22 protein-coding genes and 1 pseudogene are annotated in these 21,351 nt (G+C 67.5%); 4 read left to right on the top strand and 19 right to left on the bottom strand.

Annotation, left to right across the window (positions count from 1 at the left end; genetic code table 11):
* Positions 1–47 precede the first annotated feature (47 nt).
* The 4 genes from ACWH49_RS01260 to ACWH49_RS01275 all read left to right on the top strand — a co-directional run bounded on the left by ACWH49_RS01260 (position 48) and on the right by ACWH49_RS01275 (position 4,323).
* On the top strand, positions 48–1,295 hold the full coding sequence (locus ACWH49_RS01260) for an ABC transporter substrate-binding protein (protein WP_448169803.1): 1,248 nt from the start codon (positions 48–50) through the stop codon (positions 1,293–1,295).
* Complete coding sequence (locus ACWH49_RS01265) at positions 1,199–2,578, top strand: ABC transporter substrate-binding protein (protein WP_448169804.1); 1,380 nt, start codon at positions 1,199–1,201, stop codon at positions 2,576–2,578. The genes ACWH49_RS01260 and ACWH49_RS01265 overlap by 97 nt, the downstream gene beginning before the upstream one ends.
* Before the next feature lie 3 nt (positions 2,579–2,581).
* Positions 2,582–3,373, top strand: a complete 792-nt coding sequence (locus tag ACWH49_RS01270; RefSeq protein ID WP_448169805.1) for an ABC transporter ATP-binding protein — start codon at positions 2,582–2,584, stop codon at positions 3,371–3,373.
* 80 nt (positions 3,374–3,453) lie between these two features.
* The gene (locus ACWH49_RS01275; protein ID WP_448169806.1) at positions 3,454–4,323 is read left to right on the top strand and encodes an alpha/beta hydrolase; all 870 of its coding nucleotides are present in this window, start codon (positions 3,454–3,456) and stop codon (positions 4,321–4,323) included.
* A gap of 12 nt (positions 4,324–4,335) precedes the next feature.
* Here the strand turns inward: ACWH49_RS01275 and ACWH49_RS01280 are convergent, their stop codons facing one another.
* From ACWH49_RS01280 to ACWH49_RS01370, 19 genes and pseudogenes are all read right to left on the bottom strand, one after another.
* Positions 4,336–4,728 (bottom strand): Zn-ribbon domain-containing OB-fold protein, encoded by a 393-nt coding sequence (locus tag ACWH49_RS01280; RefSeq protein ID WP_448169807.1) that lies wholly within the window; start codon positions 4,726–4,728, stop codon positions 4,336–4,338.
* Between the two features lie 5 nt (positions 4,729–4,733).
* On the bottom strand, positions 4,734–5,900 hold the full coding sequence (locus ACWH49_RS01285) for a thiolase domain-containing protein (protein ID WP_448169808.1): 1,167 nt from the start codon (positions 5,898–5,900) through the stop codon (positions 4,734–4,736).
* Complete coding sequence (locus tag ACWH49_RS01290) at positions 5,897–6,286, bottom strand: MaoC family dehydratase (protein ID WP_448169809.1); 390 nt, start codon at positions 6,284–6,286, stop codon at positions 5,897–5,899. The genes ACWH49_RS01285 and ACWH49_RS01290 overlap by 4 nt, the downstream gene beginning before the upstream one ends.
* Before the next feature lie 10 nt (positions 6,287–6,296).
* Positions 6,297–6,698, bottom strand: coding sequence for a MaoC family dehydratase (locus tag ACWH49_RS01295; protein WP_448169810.1), 402 nt, complete (start codon positions 6,696–6,698; stop codon positions 6,297–6,299).
* Positions 6,695–7,114, bottom strand: coding sequence for a Zn-ribbon domain-containing OB-fold protein (locus tag ACWH49_RS01300; protein WP_448169811.1), 420 nt, complete (start codon positions 7,112–7,114; stop codon positions 6,695–6,697). Before ACWH49_RS01300 ends, ACWH49_RS01295 begins: the two co-directional genes overlap by 4 nt.
* A gap of 2 nt (positions 7,115–7,116) precedes the next feature.
* The gene (locus ACWH49_RS01305) at positions 7,117–8,268 is read right to left on the bottom strand and encodes a thiolase family protein (protein WP_448169812.1); all 1,152 of its coding nucleotides are present in this window, start codon (positions 8,266–8,268) and stop codon (positions 7,117–7,119) included.
* Positions 8,269–8,281: 13 nt separating this feature from the next.
* Positions 8,282–9,412: an NAD(P)H-dependent flavin oxidoreductase gene (locus ACWH49_RS01310; RefSeq protein ID WP_448169813.1), complete on the bottom strand. Its 1,131-nt coding sequence runs from the start codon at positions 9,410–9,412 to the stop codon at positions 8,282–8,284.
* Entirely contained in the window at positions 9,412–10,173 is a 762-nt protein-coding gene (locus ACWH49_RS01315; RefSeq protein ID WP_448169814.1) for an enoyl-CoA hydratase/isomerase family protein, read from the bottom strand. The genes ACWH49_RS01310 and ACWH49_RS01315 overlap by 1 nt, the downstream gene beginning before the upstream one ends.
* Positions 10,174–10,210: 37 nt before the next feature.
* A complete protein-coding gene (locus ACWH49_RS01320; protein WP_448169815.1) occupies positions 10,211–11,179 on the bottom strand; it encodes a tripartite tricarboxylate transporter substrate binding protein in 969 nt (322 codons plus the stop codon).
* Between the two features lie 28 nt (positions 11,180–11,207).
* Positions 11,208–11,639: a Bug family tripartite tricarboxylate transporter substrate binding protein gene (locus ACWH49_RS01325; RefSeq protein ID WP_448174282.1), complete on the bottom strand. Its 432-nt coding sequence runs from the start codon at positions 11,637–11,639 to the stop codon at positions 11,208–11,210.
* Positions 11,590–12,201: pseudogene (locus ACWH49_RS01330) on the bottom strand (Bug family tripartite tricarboxylate transporter substrate binding protein); the annotation flags it as partial. The gene ACWH49_RS01325 and the pseudogene ACWH49_RS01330, both read right to left, overlap by 50 nt.
* A 53-nt stretch (positions 12,202–12,254) precedes the next feature.
* Complete coding sequence (locus tag ACWH49_RS01335; protein WP_448169816.1) at positions 12,255–13,754, bottom strand: tannase/feruloyl esterase family alpha/beta hydrolase; 1,500 nt, start codon at positions 13,752–13,754, stop codon at positions 12,255–12,257.
* A 123-nt stretch (positions 13,755–13,877) separates the two neighbouring features.
* Positions 13,878–14,654 carry an SDR family NAD(P)-dependent oxidoreductase gene (locus tag ACWH49_RS01340; protein ID WP_448169817.1) on the bottom strand — a complete coding sequence of 259 codons (777 nt, stop codon included), beginning with the start codon at positions 14,652–14,654 and terminating at the stop codon, positions 13,878–13,880.
* Positions 14,651–16,168, bottom strand: a complete 1,518-nt coding sequence (locus tag ACWH49_RS01345; protein WP_448169818.1) for an AMP-binding protein — start codon at positions 16,166–16,168, stop codon at positions 14,651–14,653. The genes ACWH49_RS01340 and ACWH49_RS01345 overlap by 4 nt, the downstream gene beginning before the upstream one ends.
* 26 nt (positions 16,169–16,194) lie before the next feature.
* Complete coding sequence (locus ACWH49_RS01350) at positions 16,195–17,367, bottom strand: acyl-CoA dehydrogenase family protein (protein ID WP_448169819.1); 1,173 nt, start codon at positions 17,365–17,367, stop codon at positions 16,195–16,197.
* 18 nt (positions 17,368–17,385) lie between these two features.
* Positions 17,386–18,603, bottom strand: coding sequence for a dihydrolipoamide acetyltransferase family protein (locus ACWH49_RS01355; protein ID WP_448169820.1), 1,218 nt, complete (start codon positions 18,601–18,603; stop codon positions 17,386–17,388).
* Between the two features lie 22 nt (positions 18,604–18,625).
* Positions 18,626–19,411, bottom strand: a complete 786-nt coding sequence (locus ACWH49_RS01360) for an enoyl-CoA hydratase/isomerase family protein (RefSeq protein WP_448169821.1) — start codon at positions 19,409–19,411, stop codon at positions 18,626–18,628.
* Positions 19,412–19,430: 19 nt separating this feature from the next.
* Positions 19,431–20,393, bottom strand: a complete 963-nt coding sequence (locus tag ACWH49_RS01365; RefSeq protein WP_448174283.1) for an alpha-ketoacid dehydrogenase subunit beta — start codon at positions 20,391–20,393, stop codon at positions 19,431–19,433.
* 17 nt (positions 20,394–20,410) lie between these two features.
* Complete coding sequence (locus ACWH49_RS01370; protein WP_448174284.1) at positions 20,411–21,334, bottom strand: thiamine pyrophosphate-dependent dehydrogenase E1 component subunit alpha; 924 nt, start codon at positions 21,332–21,334, stop codon at positions 20,411–20,413.
* Between the last annotated feature and the right edge of the window lie 17 nt (positions 21,335–21,351).

The raw sequence follows: 21,351 nt of genomic DNA on the forward strand, positions 1-21,351 counted from the left end.
CCCTTTCTCGCAAACCTGCCCTGCAACTGTCAACGAAAGCCAATGCCATGCGTCTCAAGCAACTCAAGTGCGTGATCGGTGCGATTGCCGTAACGGCCTTCGGCCAAACGGCGCTGGCGGCAGACCCGATCAAGTTCGGCCTGTGCTACGACCTGACGAAGATCTACGTCGCGGCCGTTCCACAGCTCGCGCAGGCGGTCAAGGACTACGCCGATGTCCTGAACGCGAAGGGGGGCATTGAAGGACACCCGATCGAGATCATCGTGCAGGACCACGGCAATGAGCCGCAGCGCGGGATCGACTGCTACGAACGGCTCAAGACCCAGGGCGTGATGGTATTTGACTTCTTCTCCACACCAGTTTCGCGGGCAGTGCTGCCGCGGATTACGCAAGACAACAACATCCTCCTGCAGCCGCTGGTCGGTCGCGGCGACGCAGTGGACGGCGAGGTCTTCAAGAACGTGTTCCCGCTGGCACCGACCTATTGGGGCCAAGCCGCCAACATCATCAGCTACATCAAGAAGCAGTCGAACGGCGACCTGAAAGGCAAGAAGGTCGCGTTCCTGTACCTCGACACGCCTTTCGGCCGTGAGCCGACGCCGGTGTTCGAAGCGCTCAAGCGGCTCGAACGCTTCGAGTACCAGACCTTCCCGATCCCGGTGCCGGGCACCGACCAGAGCGCCGCTTTCACTCAGATGCGGCGGTTTCAGCCCGACTGGGTGATCACCTGGTCGTTCTCCCCGCTGAACCCAATCAGCTTCCGCGAGATGCAGCGCAACGGGATACCGATCGAGAAGATGGTCACCGTCAACTGGATCAACGAGGTGGACATCAACAATTTCGGCGCCGCGGCGGCGAAAGGGCTGAAGCGCTCGACGGTCGTCGTTGGCGGCGCCGAGCATCCGTTGGTGAAGTCGATCCTCAGCGAACTCTACGACAAGGGCAAGGGCAATGGCGATCGCAAGATGGTGGCCGACTCCTACTACAACACCGGCCTTGCGGTCTACTCGTCGGCGTTCGAAGGTGTGCGGCTCGCCATCAAGAATCAGGGCTGGCCGTTGACGGCCGACAAGATCCGCCTGGGCATGCAGAGCATCAAGAACTTCGACGCCAAGGGCTTCATGGCACCGATCACCGTCACAGCCAAGGACCACGGCGGTGGCGGCAAGACCCGCATCGACATGTGGGACGGTACGAAGTGGGTGCCGCAGACCGATTGGTTTGCCGACTACACGGGCTTGGTCGACACCCTCGTCAAGGCCAATTCGGCCGACTTCCTGAAGTCCGGCAAATAACCACACCGATCACAGCGACCTTCGGAGGAACAGACATGCGAAACATACTGCGGACCGCCATTTCAGGGCTTCTCGTGCTAGCCGCCTCGCACGCGGCGGGTGCGGCGGAGCCAATCAAGTTCGGCCAGTGCTACGACCTGACCAAGGTCTACTCCTTCATCTCGCCGCAGATCGCGCAGGCCTCGCGCGACCTGGCCGCGCTGATCAACGCGAAGGGCGGCATCAGCGGCCGACCGATCGAAATGCTGCTCAACGATCACGGCAACGAGCCGCAGCGCGGAGTGGAATGCTACGAGCGCCTGAAGCGAGACGGCGTGGTCGTGTTCGACTTCTTCTCGACCCCGGTTGCGCGCGCGCTGCTGCCCCGCGTCATGCAGGACGGCAATATCCAGCTCCAGGCCTTGCATGGTCGCGCCGACGCGGTCGATGGCGAGGTCTTCAAGTCGGTCTTCCCGCTTGGCCCGACCTATTGGGGTCAGGCCGCAAACATGATCAGCTACATCAAGCGGCAGGCCGGCACGAACATCAAGAGCACGAAGATCGCCTTCCTCTACGCCGACTACCCGTTCGGACAAGAGCCGATTCCGATCCTGCAGGAGCTGCAGAAGCGCGAGGGCTTCGAACTCCAGATGTTCCCCTACCCGTTGCCGGGCAACGACGTAAGCTCGGCCATGAGCCAGATTCGGCGCTACCAGCCGGACTGGATCGTGCACTGGGGCGTGGGGCCGATGAATGTCGTCGTCCTCAAGGAGATGAAACGCAGCGGCATCCCGAACGAGAAGTTCATCACCGTCAACTGGCTCAACGAAACCGACATCGCCAACCTCGGCGCAGAAGCGGCCAAGGGCGCGAAGCGATCCTCCGTCGTGGTCGGCGGCGGCACCGACACCCCGCTGCTGCGCGAAATCACCAAGGAACTGTACGACAAGGGCAAGGGCGGCGGCGACCGCAAGTTCCTGTCCGACACCTACTACAACGTGTCGCTGGCCATCTGGTCCACCGTCTTCCAGGGCGTGGAGATCGCGTTGAAGAACGACCCCGGCCCCTTGACCGCGGACAAGGTCCGCAAGGGCATGGAAAGCCTGCGCAACTACGACGCCAACGGCCTGATGCCCCCGCTGACGATCACCGCAAAGGACCACGGCGGCGGCGGCAAGACCCGCATCGACATGTGGGATGGCACGAAATGGGTGCCGCAGACCGACTGGTTCGCCGACTACATCGATCTGGTCTGGAGCACCGTGAAGCAGCATTCGGCCGATTACGCGAAAGCAGGCAAGTAGATCGTGAACGCACTGACCCTGAACAACATCGAAGTCATCTACGACCACGTCTTCCTGGCGGTCAAGGGTGTTTCCATCGAAGTGCCCGAGGGCGGCATGGTCGCCCTTCTCGGTGCCAACGGTGCCGGCAAGAGCACCACATTGAAGGCCGTCAGTGGCCTGCTCAAAGCCGAGCGTGGCGAAGTGACGCGCGGCAGCGTCAAGTTCCGTGACCAGGATCTGGCAAAGTTCGCGCCGCAGGAGCGTGTCAAGCTCGGGATCGCGCAGGTGCTCGAAGGCCGCCGCGTCTTCGAGCACCTCACCGCGGACGAGAATCTGATCGCCGCCTCGGCAGTGCACGGAAGCCGCGCCGACATGGCCCGCAACATGGACAAGGTCTACGGATACTTTCCGCGCCTGCACCAGCGACGCACGGCCAAGTCGGGATACCTGTCGGGAGGCGAACAGCAGATGCTGGCGATCGCGCGCGCGCTGATGACACAGCCCAAGCTATTGATGCTCGACGAACCCAGCCTCGGCCTGGCCCCGGTGATCGTCGTCGAGATCTTCGACATCATCCGCCGCATCAACCGCGACGAGGGCATGTCCATCCTGCTGGTGGAACAGAACGCGATTGCCGCGCTCGACGTGGTGTCGCATGGCTACCTGATCGAGAACGGCCGCGTCGTGATGCACGACAAGGCCGAGGTGATGAAAAACAACCCGGACATCCGAGACGCCTATCTCGGCGGCGCCGAAGGGCGCGACTTTCACGACATCAAGCACTACCGGCGCCGCAAGCGCTGGCTGGCCTGACCGCTTCTGCGCCCATGCCGACCGAAGCTGCGCCTCACCCGGCGGAGAGCGGACGAACGATTGAGCGGCTGCTCGAGCGCTTGACCAGGCTGCCACCGCAGACCTCGCTCACGCTGGCGCAGTTGCGTGCACAGTACGAACGCGCACAGCACGCCTTTCCGCTCGGTCCCGAGGTCGCACTCGAGATCGTCGACCGACCGTCGGTTCGCGGCGAATGGCTGCGCCCGGTCGGCGCCGAAGATGAAGTCATCCTGTACCTGCACGGCGGCGGATACGTCATCGGGTCGCCACGCTCGCACCGTCACCTGGCCGCCGCGATCGCCACTGCAGGGCGCATGCGGGCATTCGTGCTCGACTACCGGCTCGCACCAGAGCACCCCTTCCCTGCGGCACTGGACGATGCGGTCGCGGCCTACCGCTGGCTGATCGACGCACAAGGGGTTGAGCCGCGGCGCATCGTGATCGCTGGCGATTCGGCCGGCGGCGGCCTGGTGGCGACGACGCTGGTCGCGCTGCGCGATGCCGGCCTGCCCTTGCCGGCCGCGGGCGTGTGCCTGTCGCCGTGGACCGATTTGAGCTGCAGCCTGCCGTCGTGCGATCCGCAACGGCCTTCGTATGACCCGCTGATCGACCACGCCGTGCTGCGCGCGATGGCGCGCGCCTACCTGGGTCGGCGCAGCCTGCGCACGCCAGCTGCCTCGCCACTGTTCGCGGATCTGCGCGGCCTGCCGCCGCTGTTGATCCAGGTGGCCACGGACGAGGCGCTGGTCGACGACGCACGCCAGCTCGCGATCGCCGCCAGTCAGGCCGGCGTGCACACCACGCTTGAGGTCTGGCCGCGCATGGTTCACGTCTGGCACTGGTACGCCCCCATCCTGGACGAAGGGCAGCGCGCGATCGAGCGCATCGCGCAGTTCGCGCGCGACGCGCTGGTCCGGCGCGCCGCCTGAACCGGCGGCGCCTCAGGCCGGCGCGAACACCGGCAGCGGCGGCCCACCGTCGCTCGGGTTGAATTTCACGGTCACCTTCTGCCCGATGCGGATCGCGTCGGCATCGGCCTCGACAATGTTGCTCATCATCGTCGGGCCCTCTTCCAGTGTCACGTAAGCGATGACGTAGGGCACTTCGGCGCGCCGCATCACGCTGAAGCTGTAGATCGTGCCTCGGCCGCTGGCCTCGCGCCACTGGGTGCGTTCGCTGCCGCAGAAAGGGCAAGCGGCGCGCGGGTAGTGGTGGTGCTCGCCGCAGTCATCGCACTGCTTGACCAGCAGCCGCCCCTCGGTGGCGGCGTCCCAGAACGGCTTGGTTTCCGGATAGACCGTGGGTGCGACCAGTGTTCTTTGTTTGACGATCATGCTGCTCACTCCCGTTCCATGATGAGGGTGCCACTGCCGTGGCGCGTGCCCAGCGAACCGCCGGTGCCGTGCGCCAGCGCGAGCCCACAGTTCGAAACCTGCACCTTCGGATGCGCCTCGCCGCGCAGCTGCCGCACGGCCTCGATCACCTTGGTCATGCCGCCGCGGTTGCCCGGGTGGTTGTTGCACAGGCCGCCGCCGTCGGTGTTGAAAGGCAGCTTGCCGGTGCCGGAGATCAGGTTGCCGTCGGCCACGAACCGGCCGCCCTCGCCCTTCTTGCAGAAGCCGAGATCCTCCAGTGTCAGCAGCACGGTGATCGTGAAGCTGTCGTAGATGGACGCGTACTGAATGTCCGCGGGTTTGACGCCAGCCTCGGCGAAGGCCGCCGCGCCGGTCCAGGCCGCGCCGGTCGTCAGCAGGTCGACCTTGCCGCCGATCTGCGCGCGCATGAATTCGCCGGTGCCGATCACCTTGACCAGCGGACGCTTCAATTGGCGTGCGATCTCCGGCCGCACCACCACGAGCGCGCCGCCGCCGTCGCTGATGACGCAGCAGTCGAGCCGGTGCAGCGGGTCAGAGATCATCGGCGAGCCGACCACGTCCTGGACCGTCACCACGTCGCGCACCATCGCGTGCGGGTTGTGCTGGGCGTGGTGCGACGCGGCCACGCGGATCCATGCGAGCTGCTCGCTGGTCGTGCCGTGCTCATGCATGTGGCGCATCGCGGCCATCGCGTACATGTTGACCGTGGTCGGCGCATAGGGCAGCTCGAACGGCACGTCGGGCGCAGGGCCGTAGTTGCGCGGGGCGGTGCCGGTCGCCATGCCCTCGGCCTTGGGCCGCCCGGCCAGCGTGATCAGCGCCACGTTGCAGCGGCCGGCCGCGATCGCCGCCGCGGCGTGCGCCACATGGACCACGTACGACGATCCGCCGGTCTCGGTGGTGTCCACGTGCTTGAGCGTCATGCCCATGTAGTCGACCATGCTCAGCGCGCCCAGACCCGGCGCGTCGCCGGCGCAGAAGTAGCCGTCGACATCGCGCATGGTCAGGCCGGCGTCGGCGAGCGCGCCGCGCGCGACCTCGGCATGGAGTTGCGCCACCGACTTGTCGTCGGCGCGCCGGATCGGGTGCTCGAACGCACCCGCGATGTAGGCCTTGCCCTTCAGGCTCATGGATTTCCCTTTTCAGGTTTGACGGTCGCGGTGCCCTTGATCACCTCTTGCCCCTTGGCGTTGCGAACCCAGACGTCGTACACAGGGGGCTGCGTGCCGTCGCGCAATTCGCCGCCGCCGGTCACGTCGTCGTCGATTCGCACCGGCTGCACGAAGCGGATCTCCAGGTGCACCCGGTTCAGCGCCTCGATGCCCAGCGTGTTCTTCAGCGCCTGCCAGATCAGCGCCACCGACATCGTGCCGTGGGCGATGATCCCGCCCATCGGGCTTGTGGCGGCGAAGGCCTTGTCGACGTGGATCGGGTTGTAGTCGTTCGTCACCGCGGCGTAGGCCATGATGGTGTCGAAGTCGACGTGCTTGGTGGATGTTTTCAGCTGCTTGTTCACTGGCGGCTCCTCACTGCGCGACCAGCGTGGTCATGATGCCGGTGAACAGCAGTTCACCCGAGCCGACCGAGCGTGTTTCGCTGCGGATGCGGACCCACTTGCGTTCCTTCTTGATCTCCTTGTCGAGACACCAGACCTGCGTGCGCAGCGTGTCACCGACCCGGGGCATGCGCGCGACGTCGAAGGTCTGCCCGCCGTGCACGCCACCCGGCGGGCGCGGTGCATTCAAGGTCAGCACCGCGTCGATGACGATCATCGCAAGCATGCCACCGGGCATGACGCCGGGGTCGTCGTCGCCGGGATAGACGCTGCGCCATTTCGCCACCGTCGATTCGTCGACGCTGAAGTCGCGCGAGCCGTAGTCCTTGCCGGGCTCGTAGTGGTCATAGTTGAACATCGCTTGCTCGCTCATGGGGTTGCCGGCTCCACTTGGGGGATCTTCTGTTCGCTGCCGGGCCGCGTCTCGAAGCACACGCGCACCCGCATTCCCACGCGCACCGTCGCCGGGTCGCAGTTCAGGACGTTGCACATGAAGCGGAACCCTTCGTCCATGTCGACCAGCGCCAGCACGTACGGCGTGTCGGCCGCAAAGGCGGCCAGCGGCGCGCGGTGGATCACCGAGAAGCTCGCCACCCGGCCCGTGCCGGCCGCCACCTGCCATTCGAGGTCGGTGCCGTGGCAATGCACACAGGCCGAGCGCGAATAGAACTGCGCCTTGCTGCAGGCGCGGCAGCGCTGGAAACGGAATTCGCCTTCGTTGGCGCCCTCCCAGTACCGACGGCTGTAGGCGTCCGGCACGGGCATGGGCTTGGATTGCACTTCTGCCATGTTCAGGTTCTCCCCATGATGATCGAGCAGTGACCGGAGAAGATGCCGCCCAGCGTGTGCGCCAGCGCCACCTCTGCGTCCTTGACCTGGCGCGCACCGCATTCGCCGCGCAGCTGGCGCACGGCCTCGACGACATGGAACATGCCGCCGGCCGCCCCCGACGAGCCGTAAGACAGCAGCCCGCCGTTGGTGTTGACCGGAAAGCGCCCGCCGATCGCGAACTCGCCCGCCAGCGCGGCCGGGCCGGCCTCGCCACGGCCGTAAAAGCCCATCGATTCCAGCGTGATCAGCAGCGTGCTGGTGAAGCAGTCGTAGATGTGCGCGCAGTCGACGTCCTGGTGCTTCAGCCCGGCCTGTGCGAGCGCGTCGGCGGCCGACTCCTTGCAACCAAAATCAACCAGCGACGGCGCCGCGAAGATGTGCTCGTGGGTGTGGCCTTCGCCGATGCCGAGCAGTTCGACGGCGCGCTTGGGCCGGTCTCGCCCGGTCTCTGCCGCACTGACCACGACCGCCGCGCCGCCGTCCGACACCAGGCAGCAATCGAGCATGCGCAACGGCGATGCGATCACCTTGGACTTGCGCACGTCGTCCATCGTGATCGGCTTCTTCATGTGCGACTGCGGATGCAGCGCTGCATTCGTGCGCTGGTTCACCGCGACCGCCGCGAGGTGGTCGCCGTTCAGCCAGCCCTCGTGGAAGTAGACCTGCGCCGCCATCGCGAACGCCGCCGGCACGCTCATGCCGTAGGGTTGCTCGTACTGCGGGTGGCCCACATCGGCGAGCGCCGCCTGCACCCTGTCGCCCAAGCCGGTCAGGCGGTTGTCGCCGGTGACACACAGAACGTGGCGGCAGATGCCGGCCTGCACCAGCGAGGCGGCGTGGCGCACCAGCAGGCCGCCGGTCATGCCGCCCATGGCGATCGACGCGTTGACCTTCGGGCGCAAACCGATGTATTCACCAAGGACGCCGCCGAGCATCAGCTGCGGCGACGCGAACGAGTAGGCGGTGAGCAGCCCATCGATGTCGGACACCTTCAACCCGGCGTCGGCCAGCGCACCCAGGCTGGCCTCGGTGTGCAATGACATGCAGGTGCTGTCGGGCAGCGCGCCGACCTGCGTATCGTGCACCCCGCTGATGATGGCTTTGTTTCCCATGGGTTCCTTTCAACTACGAAGCAAGACTGATGCGCACATCGCGCTGCAGACGGCGAATTTCATCGACCGCACCGCCGACCAGATCGGTCATGATGTCGCTCGCCGGGCGCCGCGCCTTGAGCATGCCGCCCACCTGGCCGGCGATGTTGTAGAACAGGTCGTGCCGGCCGGCGGCCAGCGCGGCGGACAGAAAGTCCTCCATCAGGATGCGCTGGTAGGGCGTCTCCAGCGTCGGCAATCCGGACTCGGCCCAGGCCTGCGAGATTTCGCTGTGGAAGGCACGTACGGTCTTGCCGGTCCAGACCTTGCTGATGCGGAAGGCCTCGGAGTCCGAAGCCACGATCTGGTCCTTGCAGGCATCGAACAGCTCGCACTCGTCGGCCACCAGGAACGCCGTGCCGAGCCATGCGGCCTGCGCGCCGAGCACCAGCGCGGCGACGATGCCGCGGCCGTCGCCAATGCCGCCGGCGGCGATCACCGGCGTCGGGTTCACGGCATCGACGACCTGCGGGATCAAGGGCAGCGAAGCCACGGTGCCGGTGTGGCCGCCGGCCTCGGTGCCCTGCGCGACGATCGCGTCGACGCCCGACTTGCGTTGCCTCACCGCATTGCGCACCGAGCCCGACAGGCCGATCAGCTTCATGCCCTGGGCGCGCGCGCGCGGCAGCAGGAAGTCGGGGTCGCCCAGGCCCGCGGCAAAGATCGGCACGCGCTCCTCGAACACCACGTCGAGCACCGACTTGGCGTATTCGATGTTGACCACCGTTTCATCGGCCGGTTGCACCGGCGGCAGCCCGTAACGCTGGATCAGCGTCTGCACGAAGGCCGCGTGCTCGGGGTAGCGGCGGCGGATTTCGTCGCGCACGCCGCTGCGCGTGTCGGGCGCGTCGGCGATGCGCGCCGGCAGCAGCAGGTCGACGCCGAACGGCCGGTCGGTCAGCGAACGCACCTCGCGGATACGCCGCCGCGTTTCTTCGGGCGACAAGCCCGAGCAGCCCAGCACGCCGCAGCCCCCTGCCTGCGACACCGCCGCCACCAGCTTCGGCGGCGTGGCCCGCCCGCCCACGCCCATGCCGGCGAGGAAGATCGGGTACTCGATGCCGAGCGAGTCGCAGAACGCGTTGTGAAGGACCGGGCGGGCCATCACTTGAACTCGGGCTTGCGCTTGGCGCGGAAGGCGGCCACACCTTCCTTCACGTCGTCGGTCAGGAACAGGAACGGGAAAGCGTCGACGGCGTAGCGCATCTCGTCGCCGCCCAGGCCGCGGTTGTAGAACGACTTGGCCATCTCGACCGCCATGCGCGGCTTGGCGGCGATCTTCTCGGCAAAGGCCATCGCCTCGTCGAGCAGTTTGTCGTGCGGCACGACACGCAGCGCGATGCCCAGCCGCGCCGCTTCGGCGGCGTCGATGGGCTCGCCGAGCATGCTCAGCTCCTTGGCCTTCGGGCGGCCGACGATGTCGTGCAAGCGCACCACCGCAAAGCCGGGCAACAGGCCGAGCTGGATCTCGGGCACGCCGAACTTGGCCTTGTCGGACGCGATGATGAAGTCACAGGCGATGGCCAGCTCGAAGCCACCACCGAAGGCCATGCCGTTGACTGCCGCGATCAAGGGCTTGCGGCAGCGCTCGGGCGACTCGAGGAACGGCAGCACGGTCGCGATGAAGGAACGCACCTGCTCCGGCGTCACCGGGAAGCCGCTGATGTCGGCACCAGCGCAGAACGCCCGGTCGCCGCGGCCGGTGACGATGCCGACGCGGATCTCGTCGTCGGCGTCGATCATCGCCAGGCTTTCGAGCACGCCCTTGCGGATGTCGGCCGACAAGGCGTTGAGCTTGGTCGGCTCGTCCAGCGTGATGACCGCGATGCGGCCCTTCTTCTCGAATTCGACACTGCCGATGCGCATGAATTTCTCCTGTGATAGAACGATGAAATGGCGTGGTTCAGTCGAGCCTGGCACCCGACGCCTTGACCACCTTGCCGAGCTTGACGATCTCGCTCTGGATGAAGCCACCGAAAACTTCCGGCGTCGAACTCGCGACCTCGAAACCGGCCTCGGACAACTTGTGGCGGATGTCCGGGGAGGCGAGGATCTTGACCATCTCGGCGTTGAGCCGATCGACCACCGGCTTCGGGGTCCCGGCGGGCGCCAGCAGGCCGATCCAGGCCGTGTACTCGAAGCCGGGAAAGCCGCCTTCGGCGATCGGCGCCAGATCGGGTGTCGCGCCGACGCGCTTGGCACTCGTGACCCCGAGACCGACGACCCTGGCGGAGCGCAGCATCGGCAGCGCCGCTGTGACACCGTCGAACTGCAACGAAACATGCCCGCCCATCAGATCCTGGTTCGCTGGCGCCGTGCCTTTGTAGGGCACATGCAGGATGTTGATACCGGCCATCGTCTTGAGCATCTCCATCGCCAGATGCGAGGACGTGCCGTTGCCGGAGGACGCGTAGGACAGTTGCCCCGGCTTCTCGCGTGCCAGTCGCACTAGCTCCGGGACCGAGCGCACACCCAGGCTCGGGTGCGCCATCAGAACGAACGGAACGTGGCCGATCAATGTGATCGGAGCGAAGTCCCGCACCGCGTCGTAGGGCATCTTGCCGTATAGCGTCGGGTTGACGCCGTGGCTCGTGCTCGTGCCGACCAACAGCGTGTAGCCGTCGGGGGTGGATTTGGCGACCACGTCGGCGCCCAGATTGCCGCCGGCGCCCGGCCGGTTCTCAATCACGACGGCCTGGCCGAGCGCCTCGGCGAGCTTGGGAACGAGCATGCGCAGCACCGCGTCGGTGCTGCCGCCCGGCGACAGCGGCACGACCACGCGCACCGGCTTGTTCGGGTAGTCCTGCGCCTGTGCAAGCCCCGCGGCGAGGGCCAGCGACCATGTCAACGCAGCGAGCCAAGAAGGCTTCATGATGTCTTTCGCGGATTCGAGTTGTTGTTCATTCGGCTCGGGCGCCCGATGCCTTGACGACGCGGCCCCATTTGGAAAGCTCCGCGGCAATCGTGTCCGCGTAGCCTTCGGGTGAGCTCGGCTGCGCCTGTGCGGACTGCGCCGCAAAGCGCTCCTTGATCGCGGGTTCGTTGACGATGGCGACGATTTCCTTGTTCAGGCGCAGCACGATGTCGCGCGGCGTACCGGCCGGCGCGAGAAAACCGAACACGATGCCGGCCTCGTATCCCGGCAGGCCGAGCTCGCGCACCGTTGGCACGTCGGGCATCAGCGCGATGCGCTCCCGGCTCGTGACGGCATGCGCGCGGATCTTTGCCCGCCTTGACCTGCGGCAGCGCGCTCGGCACGTCGCCGAACATGAGTTGCACATGCCCCGCGAGAAGGTCTGCGAACGCGGGCGCGTTGCCCTTGTAGGGCACATGCGTGAAGTTGGCGCCTGTCGTGGTCTTGAACAGCTCCATCGACATGTGCCCGCTCGACCCGCCGCCGGCACTGCCGTAGGCGTACTTTCCGGGCTGCGCCTTGCCCAGGGCGACCAGTTCGGCAAAGTTGGAGGCCGGCACCGACGGGTGCGTCACCAGCACCAGCGGCATCGCGAAGGTCGACGCGATCGGTGCGAAATCCTTGACCGGGTCGTAGGGCAGCTTGGGGTACAGGCCCGGGTTGATCGCCATCGTCGCGGTGTAGCCGAGCACGAGGGTGTAGCCGTCCGGCGCGGCACGTGCCGCCGCTTCCATGCCGATGATGCCATTCGCGCCGACCCGGTTGTCGACCACAACCGGCTGGCCCAGCGCCTCGGTCAAGCGCTGACCGACGGTGCGCGTGATGACGTCCGACATGCCGCCCGGCGCGGCCGGCACGATGATGTGAACCGGCCTCGTGGGGTAGCTCTGCGCGAACGCGGTCGGCGACACCAGCGTCACGGTCGCGAGCAGCAGCATCGCATGCAGACAACCGGGAACACGCATCGCGCGAAAGTCCATTCTTCACCGTTGTCGAAAAGCCCCGACCGCTCGCACGGCCGGGGCGCGCCTGCTCAAGTGCAGGTGTAGCTCGCCGCTGCGTTCACGTCGCCGCTGCCGTTGTAGCGCGGGTATTTCGGATGCATGCACAGCGGCCGTGAGAACACGGTGGCACCGTTGGTCGGGTTCACTTTCTTCGCGGTCAGGTTTCCAGGCGCCGTGGCGCTGCTGACCCAAGCATCCAGCGGCGTCAGCAGGTCCGCCGTGTCCGCCCCGGGCCCGCCCAGGCAATGCGCAACGCCCGGAGCCTGGTAGTAACGGATGAACTCGTCGGCCGAAGCCTGCCCGCCCACCGCAGTCACGGCGTTCGTGTAGTACTTCGTGCTGCCCTTGACGCTGATCGCCGGGTCGGTCCCGCCGTGCCAGAGGATCAGCTTGCCGCCGCGCGCCTTGAAGCGTGTCAGGTTCGGCTCGTCGGCATTGGTCAGCGACGTCAGAGCCGCCACCGAGCCGAGGTTGGCGGCCGGGTCGAAGGTCAGCGGGTCCTGCATCGGATTCTTCGTGAACATGTAGTTCACGCCACCGATCATGAACAGGTACTGGTAGCTTGGAATCCCGCCGCCGCCGAGGAACCAGGGGCCCCAAGTGGCCGCATCGGTCTCGTTGCCCGTCAGCGGATAACCGGTGGCAGCAACCGTGGTGCCCGCGACCGTGAAGTCGCTGGTCCACGCATTCACCACGGCCAGCTGCGACGCGGTCAGGCAGGCATCGCTGTCGGCTCCGCTGCATGCCAGCACCGCGGGGCTGAAGGTGCAGGCGGCCGGATTGGACACCACACCGTCGGTCGAGCCGTCGAGCACGTCGCAGGCGGTCAGCACGCCGTTGGCGAGCGTTGCGACCTTGCCGGGCGTGAACCCGCCGCCCGGCGCCGCCAGCAACTTGGCGCTGCGCTGGAAGCTCAGCAGCAAGCCAGTGAAGTTGTAGGCAGGCGCGCGGGCAATGATGCCGTCGAACACTTCGGGGCTGCGCTGTGCCGCCATCAGGGCCTCGCGTCCGCCGTTCGAGCAGCCCTCATAGTAGGCGCGCTGCACCGTGCTGCCGTAGCGCTGGCGCACCAACTCGCGTGCCGCGGTCGCCACGCGCGGAACCGACTCGCTGGCGAAGTTGATCAGCGCCTCGGTGTCGTTCAGCGCCCAAGCGGCATCGACGTCACTGCTGCCGGTATGCCCGGAATCGCTCGCCACACTGGCGTACCCGGCGCTGAGCGCGGCGACATTGACCTTCGGAATCGAGCCATTGAACCCGCCGCTCGAACCCGTCACCGAATCGGCCCCGCCGTACATCAGCTTGCCGTTCCAGCCGCTGCTCGGCATGCGCAGCTCGAACTTCAGCTTGGTGGGCAAAGTGGCCTGCACACGGCAATATTCAGGCGCCGTTGCGATGGCCGCGACCACGGTCGCGCTGTTGACTGCCGCCCCGGCAATGGTCTTGCCGGAGAAGTCGGCGCAAGCCATGGTGACCGGTGCGGGATCGTCGCTGCCTCCGCACGCGGCCAACAGCGCCGCGAAGGCCAAGGCGAACGGGGTTTTCATGTCTTTCATGTGTTGTCTCCTCTCGCGGAATGCGCCCCAAGCAGACTAACAAACGTTCGGCAGACGGTCAATTACTTTCACTGCAACCGCAAGGCACGGCGCGGCTCACCGGCGCAGACCCCCGTAGCTTGCCCACGGCGTCGCCACCAGGTAGCCGGCATCGACGGGCAGGTTGACGCCGGTGATCGCCGAGGCCCGCTCCGATGCGAGAAAGGCGACGGCGTTCGCAATCTCGCGCGGCTCGATCAACCGCCCGAGCGCCGCGTGCGTCGTCATCGCGCCGGTCTCCAGCGTGCGAGTCGTGATGCCCTTTTCGAGCGCCGGAGTGTGCGTGAAGCCTGGCGACACGGCGTTGACGCGCACGCCCTTGGGGCCCCACTCCGCCGCGAGGCATTCGGTCAGGTTGATGACGCCGGCCTTGGCGGGGCCGTAGGAATGCAGTGGCCCCGAGCCCATGCCGGCGACCGAGGCAATGTTGACGATCGCCCCGCTGCCGCGCTGCGCCATCGCGGCACCGAAGCGCGCGCAGCAGAGATACGTGCCGCGCAGGTCGACGCGGGCGACGAAATCCCATTCGCGCAGGCTCAGTTCCTCAGGCGGGAGCGTGCGTTGCAGTACGCCGGCGCTGTTGACCAGAACATTCGGAACGCCGTATTGCGCCTGCACCGCGGCGACCAGTGCATCGACTGATTGTTCTTCGCCGACGTCGAGCGCCAGCGCGATGCCGCCCACCGCTTTGGCCACCGCGCGCGCCGCCGCTTCGTTGCGGTCAGCCACGACGACACGGGCACCGGCTTCGGCCAGCGCGCGCGCGCAGGCTTCGCCGATGCCACTGGCGCCGCCGGTGATGACCGCGAGTTGTCCTGAAAAGTCGAGCTTCATGTTGTATATCTCTTGGGTTTGCAGGTCAGTTCGGCACGCAGCACGCGCTTGAGCACCTTGCCCGACGGCAGGCGCGGCAAGGTCTCGCGCAGCACCAGTTCCTTCGGTAGCTTGAAGCCGCCGAGCTTGCCGCGGCAGAACGACTGCAGCTCTTCGAGCGAGAGCGTCGTGCCGGGCCGCAGCACGACGACTGCCGCGACTCGCTCGCCCCAACGCTCGTCGGGCAGGCCGACCGCCGCCGCCTCGAGCACCTGCGGCAGTTGGTACAGCACGCGCTCGACCTCGCTCGAGGCGATGTTCTCGCCGCCGCTGATGATCATGTCCTTCTTGCGGTCGGTGAGGAAAAGGAAGCCTTCGCCATCGAGGTAGCCGATGTCGCCGGTGCGAAACCATTGGCCAGGATGAAAGCTCGCCGCGGTCTTCTCGGGGTCGCGCCAGTAGCCGCCGGTGACCTTGGGGCCGCGCAGGCAGATTTCGCCGGCCTCGCCCGACGGCAGTTGGCGGCCGTCGTCGTCACAGATGCGGATCTCGACGTGCGGCAGCGCGCGCCCGGTCGAGCCGATCTTCTCGATCTCGCGCCCGGCCTCCATCAGCGTGTCGCCGGAGCAGCTCTCGGTCAGACCGTAGCCGTCGATGTAGCGGCCGCTCTTGAAGAGCGAGCTGAACTCGCGGATGCGTTCTTCGGGCGTGCGCTCGCCGCCGCCGATCTGCCAACGGAAGCTGCTCACATCGAAGCGCTCGCGATCCGGCAGCGCCAGCAGGCGGTTCAGCATCACCGGCGCCATCCAGCCGGCGGTCAGACGTTCGCGCGCGATCAGCGCCAAAGTCTCTTCGGGCTCGAACTCGCGCTGCACCGCGAGCATGCCGCCCATCTGCAGCACCGCCAGGCCCGGCAGGTCGAACGCGCCGACGTGGTACAGCGGCCCCACCACGAGCAGCCTTTCGCCGCCATGCAGGCCCAGTACCGCGATGTGGTCCAGGCACTTCCAGTGGTAGTTGGCGTAAGAATGGATCACACCCTTGGGCCGGTCGGTGGTGCCCGAGGTGTACATCAGCCGGAACAGGTCCTCGGCCCGCCGCACCTGCGGTGCCCACACCGGCTCCGCCACGGGCCCGAGGCGGCGACTGTCGGATTGCGCCGCTTCGTCGACGAATACCACGTTGCCGAAGCCGCCGGCGAGTTCACGCAGTTCTTCATCGGCAAGCAGCAGCTTCACGCCCGCGTGGCCGACGATGTACTCGACCTCGTCGGCGCCGAGGCGGTAGTTGATCGGCAGCAGCACCGCGCCCAGGTGGCTCACAGCCAGCGCCAGCTCGATGAACCCGGCGCTGTTCTTCATCAGCAGCGCGACGATGTCGCCGTCGCCGATGCCGCGTGCGCGCAGGCTGCCGGCGGTGGCGGCCACGCGTGCCGCAAGTTCGCCATAGCCCAAACGCTGGTCGCGGTACAACAGGGATGGTCGTGTGGGCTCGGCGCGCGCCCAACGCAGGATGGCGGCACTCAGGTTGACCATGCAGATCTCCTCGGAGACGGGCGCGCTCAGTACGAGCGCGGCATGCCCAGGTCGTGGTTGGCCACGTAGTTCAGGATCATCTCCTCGGACACCGGTGCGAAGCGGAACAGCCGCGCATCGCGCCACAGCCGCTCAACGTGGAACTCGGTCGCGTAGCCCATGCCGCCCATGGTCTGCATCGCGCGCTCGGTAGCGCGGCCGACGGCCTGCGCCGCCAGCAGCTTGGCGGCGTTGGCCTCGCTCCCGTAGGGCAGACCCATGTCGCAGTTGACTGCCGCCTTGTGGTTGAGCAGCCGTGCCGCCTCGACCTCGACATGGCATTGCGCGAGCGGAAACTGCAACCCTTGGTAGCTCGTGACCGGCTTGTCGCCGAAGACCTTGCGCTCGTTGCCGTACTTCACCGCCAGCTTGATCGCCAGTTCGCCGGTGCCAGCCAGCGCCGCGGTGGTGACGATGCGCTCGGTGTTGAGCACGTCGAGGAGTTCGTGCCAGCCGCGGTGCAAGGTGCCGACGAGTTCGCCCGGCGCGATGCGCACGTCGTCGAAGAAGACGCTGCTCGACGCCAGCGTGCGCGTGCCGACCTTGTCGATCGCGGTGTGCGTGAGTCCCTTGCGCTCGACGTCGATCATGAACATCGACAGGCCGTCGCTGCGCGACTTGCAGTCGGCGAGCTTCTTGGTGCGCGCCACCACCAGCATCTTGGCCGCGTCGGGCACGCCGGTGATCCAGATCTTGCGGCCGTTCAGGCGCCAGCCGTCGGCGTCGGCCTCGGCATAGGTGCGCAGCTCGAGCGTGTTGGTGCCGGCGTCGGGCTCGGTCAGCGCCATGCAGCAGTTGATCTCGCCCGAGACGATCTTGGGCAGCAGCTCGGCCTTCATCGCCGCCGTGCCGAAGCGCGACAGCGCGACGCCGCCGAAGATCGGGTTGATCATGAAGAGCTGCCCGACGGTCGCGCCGCCGCCGCAGGAGGCCAGCGTCTCCACCACCAGCGCCAGCTCGAACATGCCCAGGCCGGCACCGCCGACCTCGGTGGGCAGCGCGGCGCCACACAAGCCGGCGTCGCAGACTGCGAGCCAGAACTCCTTCGGGAACGCCTTGGCGGCGTCCTGCTTGCGCCAGTACTCCAGGCCGAAGCGGTCGCCGACCTTGCGCGCCGCCTCGATCATCAGCTTCTGTTCATCGGAGAGTCGAAAGTCCATCGTGAGCTCCTGCGTCAGCTAGTCAAACAACAACCGAGTCGGATGGGCCAGCCCGTCGACGATCTCGTTGAGAAGCGCGGCGCCGCCGACGCCGTCGAGCACCCGGTGGTCGATCGACAGCACCAGCGCGATTTCGCGCCGCAGCGCCGGCTGGCCGAGCTTGTCGGGGCGGAACAGCTCGCGCACGCTGCCGACGCCGAGGATCATCGACTGCCCGGGCACGATGATCGAGGTCATCGCGGTCAGGCCGTGCATGCCGGCATTCGACACCGTGATGGCACCACCGGCCATGTCGTCAGCCCCGAGTCGACCCGCACGCGCACGCTCGGCCAGGGTGTTGGCTTGGCGCGCCAGGTTGACCAGGCTCAAGCGCCCGGCATCGCGCACCAACGGCACGCGCAGACCGTGTTCGGTATGCACGGCCACGCCGACGTCGCTGCCATCGAGCACCAGCGCGCCCTGCGGCGTCCAGACGCGATTCAGCTCGGGCAGCGCACGCAGCGCCCGGCCCACGGCTGCAACGAGGAAGTGGTTGAGCGTCAGCCGCGGCTCGGTCTCGGGGTCTTTCAGCTTGGCGTAGAGGTCGAGCAGGCTCGAGACCTCGGCCTCGCGCGCCAGGTAGAAGTGCGGGATGTCCTGCTTGGCGGCGGTCAGCCGCGCGGCCGTGGCCTGCTGCACCGCAGTGAATGGTTCCACGCGGCCGGGAGCCCTGCCGGTGGCCGGTGGCGCGGGCAAGCGTGATTGGACTGTCGGTGGCGCAGCCTCCGCCGTGGTTGCGGATGCCGGCGGAGCTATCGGCGCAGCCGCGGGCGCAGTCTTAGAGGCGGAGGCGGATGCGCGCGTCTTCAACACTGCCTCGACATCGCGCGCCCGCACCCGACCGCGCGGCCCCGATCCCGTCACGTCGGCGATCGCGATCCGGTGTTCACGCGCGAGGCGGCGAGCGAACGCCGTGACCGGCCGGCGGGCGGTGGTGGCGGCCGCGTCGGCCACGGCGGGTGCTGCGACCGGCGGCGCGTCGTCGTCCCAATGCCCCACCACCGCGCCGACCGGCACGGTCTCGCCCACCGCGACCAGCGGCGTGCCCATCACGCCGTCGCTTTCAGCCTCGACCTCGGTGGCCGCCTTGTCGTTCTCGACCACGAACACGCAGTCGCCGGCCTTGAAACGCGCGCCGGGCGCGAGTGTCCATTCGGCCAGCGCGCCCTCGGTCATCGTCAAGCCCAGCTTGGGCATGAGCCAGTCTCTGCGCACGCCGTCAGGTCCCTTTGAATTCGGCCTTGCGCTTCTCGAGAAACGCGCGACAACCCTCGTGCGCATCGTCGCTGTCGAGCACCAGGCCAATCATCGCCTGCTCGTGCGCCAGCGCCGCGGGCAGCGGCATCTCCAGCCCCTGGCGCAAGGTGCGCTTGAGCAGCTTGAGCACCAGCGGCGAATTCTCGGCGATGCGCGTCGCCAGCGCCAGCGTCTCGTCGAGCAGCTTCGCACGCGGCACGGTGCGGTTGCACAGCCCGAGTGCCACCGCCTCGGCGGCGCTGATCTGGTCGCCGGTGAACATCAGCTCCTTGGCGCGGCACAGCGGGATCTGGCGAATCAATCGCTGCGTGCCGCCGGCGCCGGGAAACAGCCCGAGCGTGATCTCCGGCAGGCCGAGCTTGGCTTCCTCGGCCACCAGTCGGATGTCGAGCGCCAGCAGCAGCTCGGTGCCACCGCCGAGCGCCCAGCCGTTGATGGCGCCGAGGGTCGGCTTGTCGCAGTTGTCGAAGCGCGTGAACAGGCGGTGGATCACTTCGGCGAACTGTTCGTAGTGCGGCAGCCCGCGCCGGCTGTCGAGATCGGCGATGTCGCCGCCGGCCACGAAAGCCCGTTCGCCAGCCCCGGTGACGACGATGGCGCGCACCGAATCGTCGGCCTCGAAGGCCGCGAGGGCGGCGTCGAGTGCGTGCATGGTGGGCACGTCGATCGCGTTCAGGGTCTTCGGCCGGTTGATCGTCAACAGGCCCACCGGGCCGCGCTTTTCACTCAGGATGCTGTCGTTAGCCATGCGTGGCGTGTCTCCGTGTTCATTCGAGGGTGCGGCGCACCGCCTTGACGATGGCCGCGGTGCCGATGTTGTAGCCCTGCTCCAGCGACTTGGCGAACGGCACTGGCATGAAGGGCGCGCCGACGCGCACCACCGGCGCGTCGAGTTCGTCGAAGCCTTCGTCGGCGATCGTCGCTGCGATCTCGGCGCCGACGCCGAAGGCCTGCACCGCCTCGTGCACGATCACCGCGCGGTGGGTGCGCGCCAGCGACGCGAGCACGGTGGCGCGGTCCCAGGGCTGCAGGCTGCGCAGGTCGATCACCTCGACCTCCACGCCCTCGCCGGCCAGTTCCTGCGCCGCTGCCAGCGAGGTGTGCACGGTCGCGCCGTAGGTCACGAGCGTCACGTCGCGGCCGGCGCGAACGGTCTTGGCCTTGCCGATCACGTCGCGCACCGTCACGTCGACCGGGCCCTTGCTGCCGTACAGGCCCTTGTGTTCGATGAAGATCACCGGGTCCGGGTCTTCGATGGCGGCGCGCAGCAGGCCGTAAGCATCGGCCGGCGTGGCCGCGCACACGACCTTGAGGCCGGGCACATGCGCCAGCCAGGCTTCCAGACATTGCGAATGCTGCGGCCCGGCGCTCAAGCCCCCGCCGTGCGGCGTGCGCAGCACCATCGGCACGCTGCACTGGCCACCGAACATGAAGCGCGCCTTGGCGGCCTGGTTCACCAGGGCGTCCATCGCTAGCGTGATGAAGTCCATGAACATGATCTCGACCACCGGGCGCAGGCCCGACAGCGCCGCGCCGACCGCGGCGGAAACGATGCTCGCCTCGGAGATCGGGGTGTCGAGCACGCGCTTCGGCCCGAACTCGTCGAGCAGGCCGCGCGTGGCCTTGAACGAGCCGCCGGGCGCGCCGATGTCCTCGCCCATCACGATGACGCGCGGGTCGGCGGCCATGCTGTCGCGCAGCGCCTGCGCGACGCTGGCCATGTATTTCATCTCGGTCGGACCGGCGCTCACGAGGTCGTCTCCGAGTAGACGCCGGCGAAGGCGGGCTCGAAGGCCGGCAAGCCATCGGCGCGCGCACCGGCGATCGCCGCCTCGATGCGCTGTGCAACCTCGGCGGCCGCTGCATCGAGCGCATCTGAGGCAACGCCCGCGGCGAGCAAGGCCGCGTGCGTGCGCGCCAGCGGATCGGTCCTGGCGCCCGCCTGCATCTCGTCGGCGCTGCGGTACTTCTGCGGATCGCCTTCGAAGTGACCGCGCACGCGGTGCGTCTTGCACTCGAGCACACGCGGGCCGTGACCCTCGCGGATCGCGGCCACCGCGCGCGCGGCCGCATCGGCGACCGCGAGCACATCGTTGCCATCCACGCCTTCATGAACGATGCCGAACGCCGCGGCCAGCGCGTCCAGCCGGGCCGCGAACTGGCGCGAGGTGGGCGAGAACTCGGACCAGCCGTTGTTCTCGCACACCAGCAGCAGCGGCGACTTCCACAGCGCCGCCATGTTCAGCGTCTCGTGCAGCACGCCCTCGGCCATCGCACCGTCGCCGAAGAATACGACCGCGAGGCCACCGGTATCGAGCGTGGCTTGCGCGATCGCACTGCCGAGCGCAATCGGGATGCCGGCACCTACGATGCCGTTGGCGCCGAGCACGCCCAGGCTCGTGTCTGCCACGTGCATCGAGCCGCCGCGTCCCTGGCAGATGCCACCGGCGCGGCCCATGATCTCCTTGAAGAAACCGTCCAACCCGATGCCGCGCGCGAGCACGTGCCCGTGGCCGCGATGGGTGGTGGCCAGCGTGTCCTGCGGCGCCAGCGCCGAAGTCACGCCGGCGGCGATCGCCTCCTGGCCGATGCTCAGGTGGATGAAGCCCGGCACCTCGCCGTCGGCAAAGAGCCGGGTGAGTGCCGTCTCGGCCTGCCGCACCAGCAGCATCGTGCGGTACAGAGCGA

It is taken from the genome of Rhizobacter fulvus, assembly GCF_964020785.1.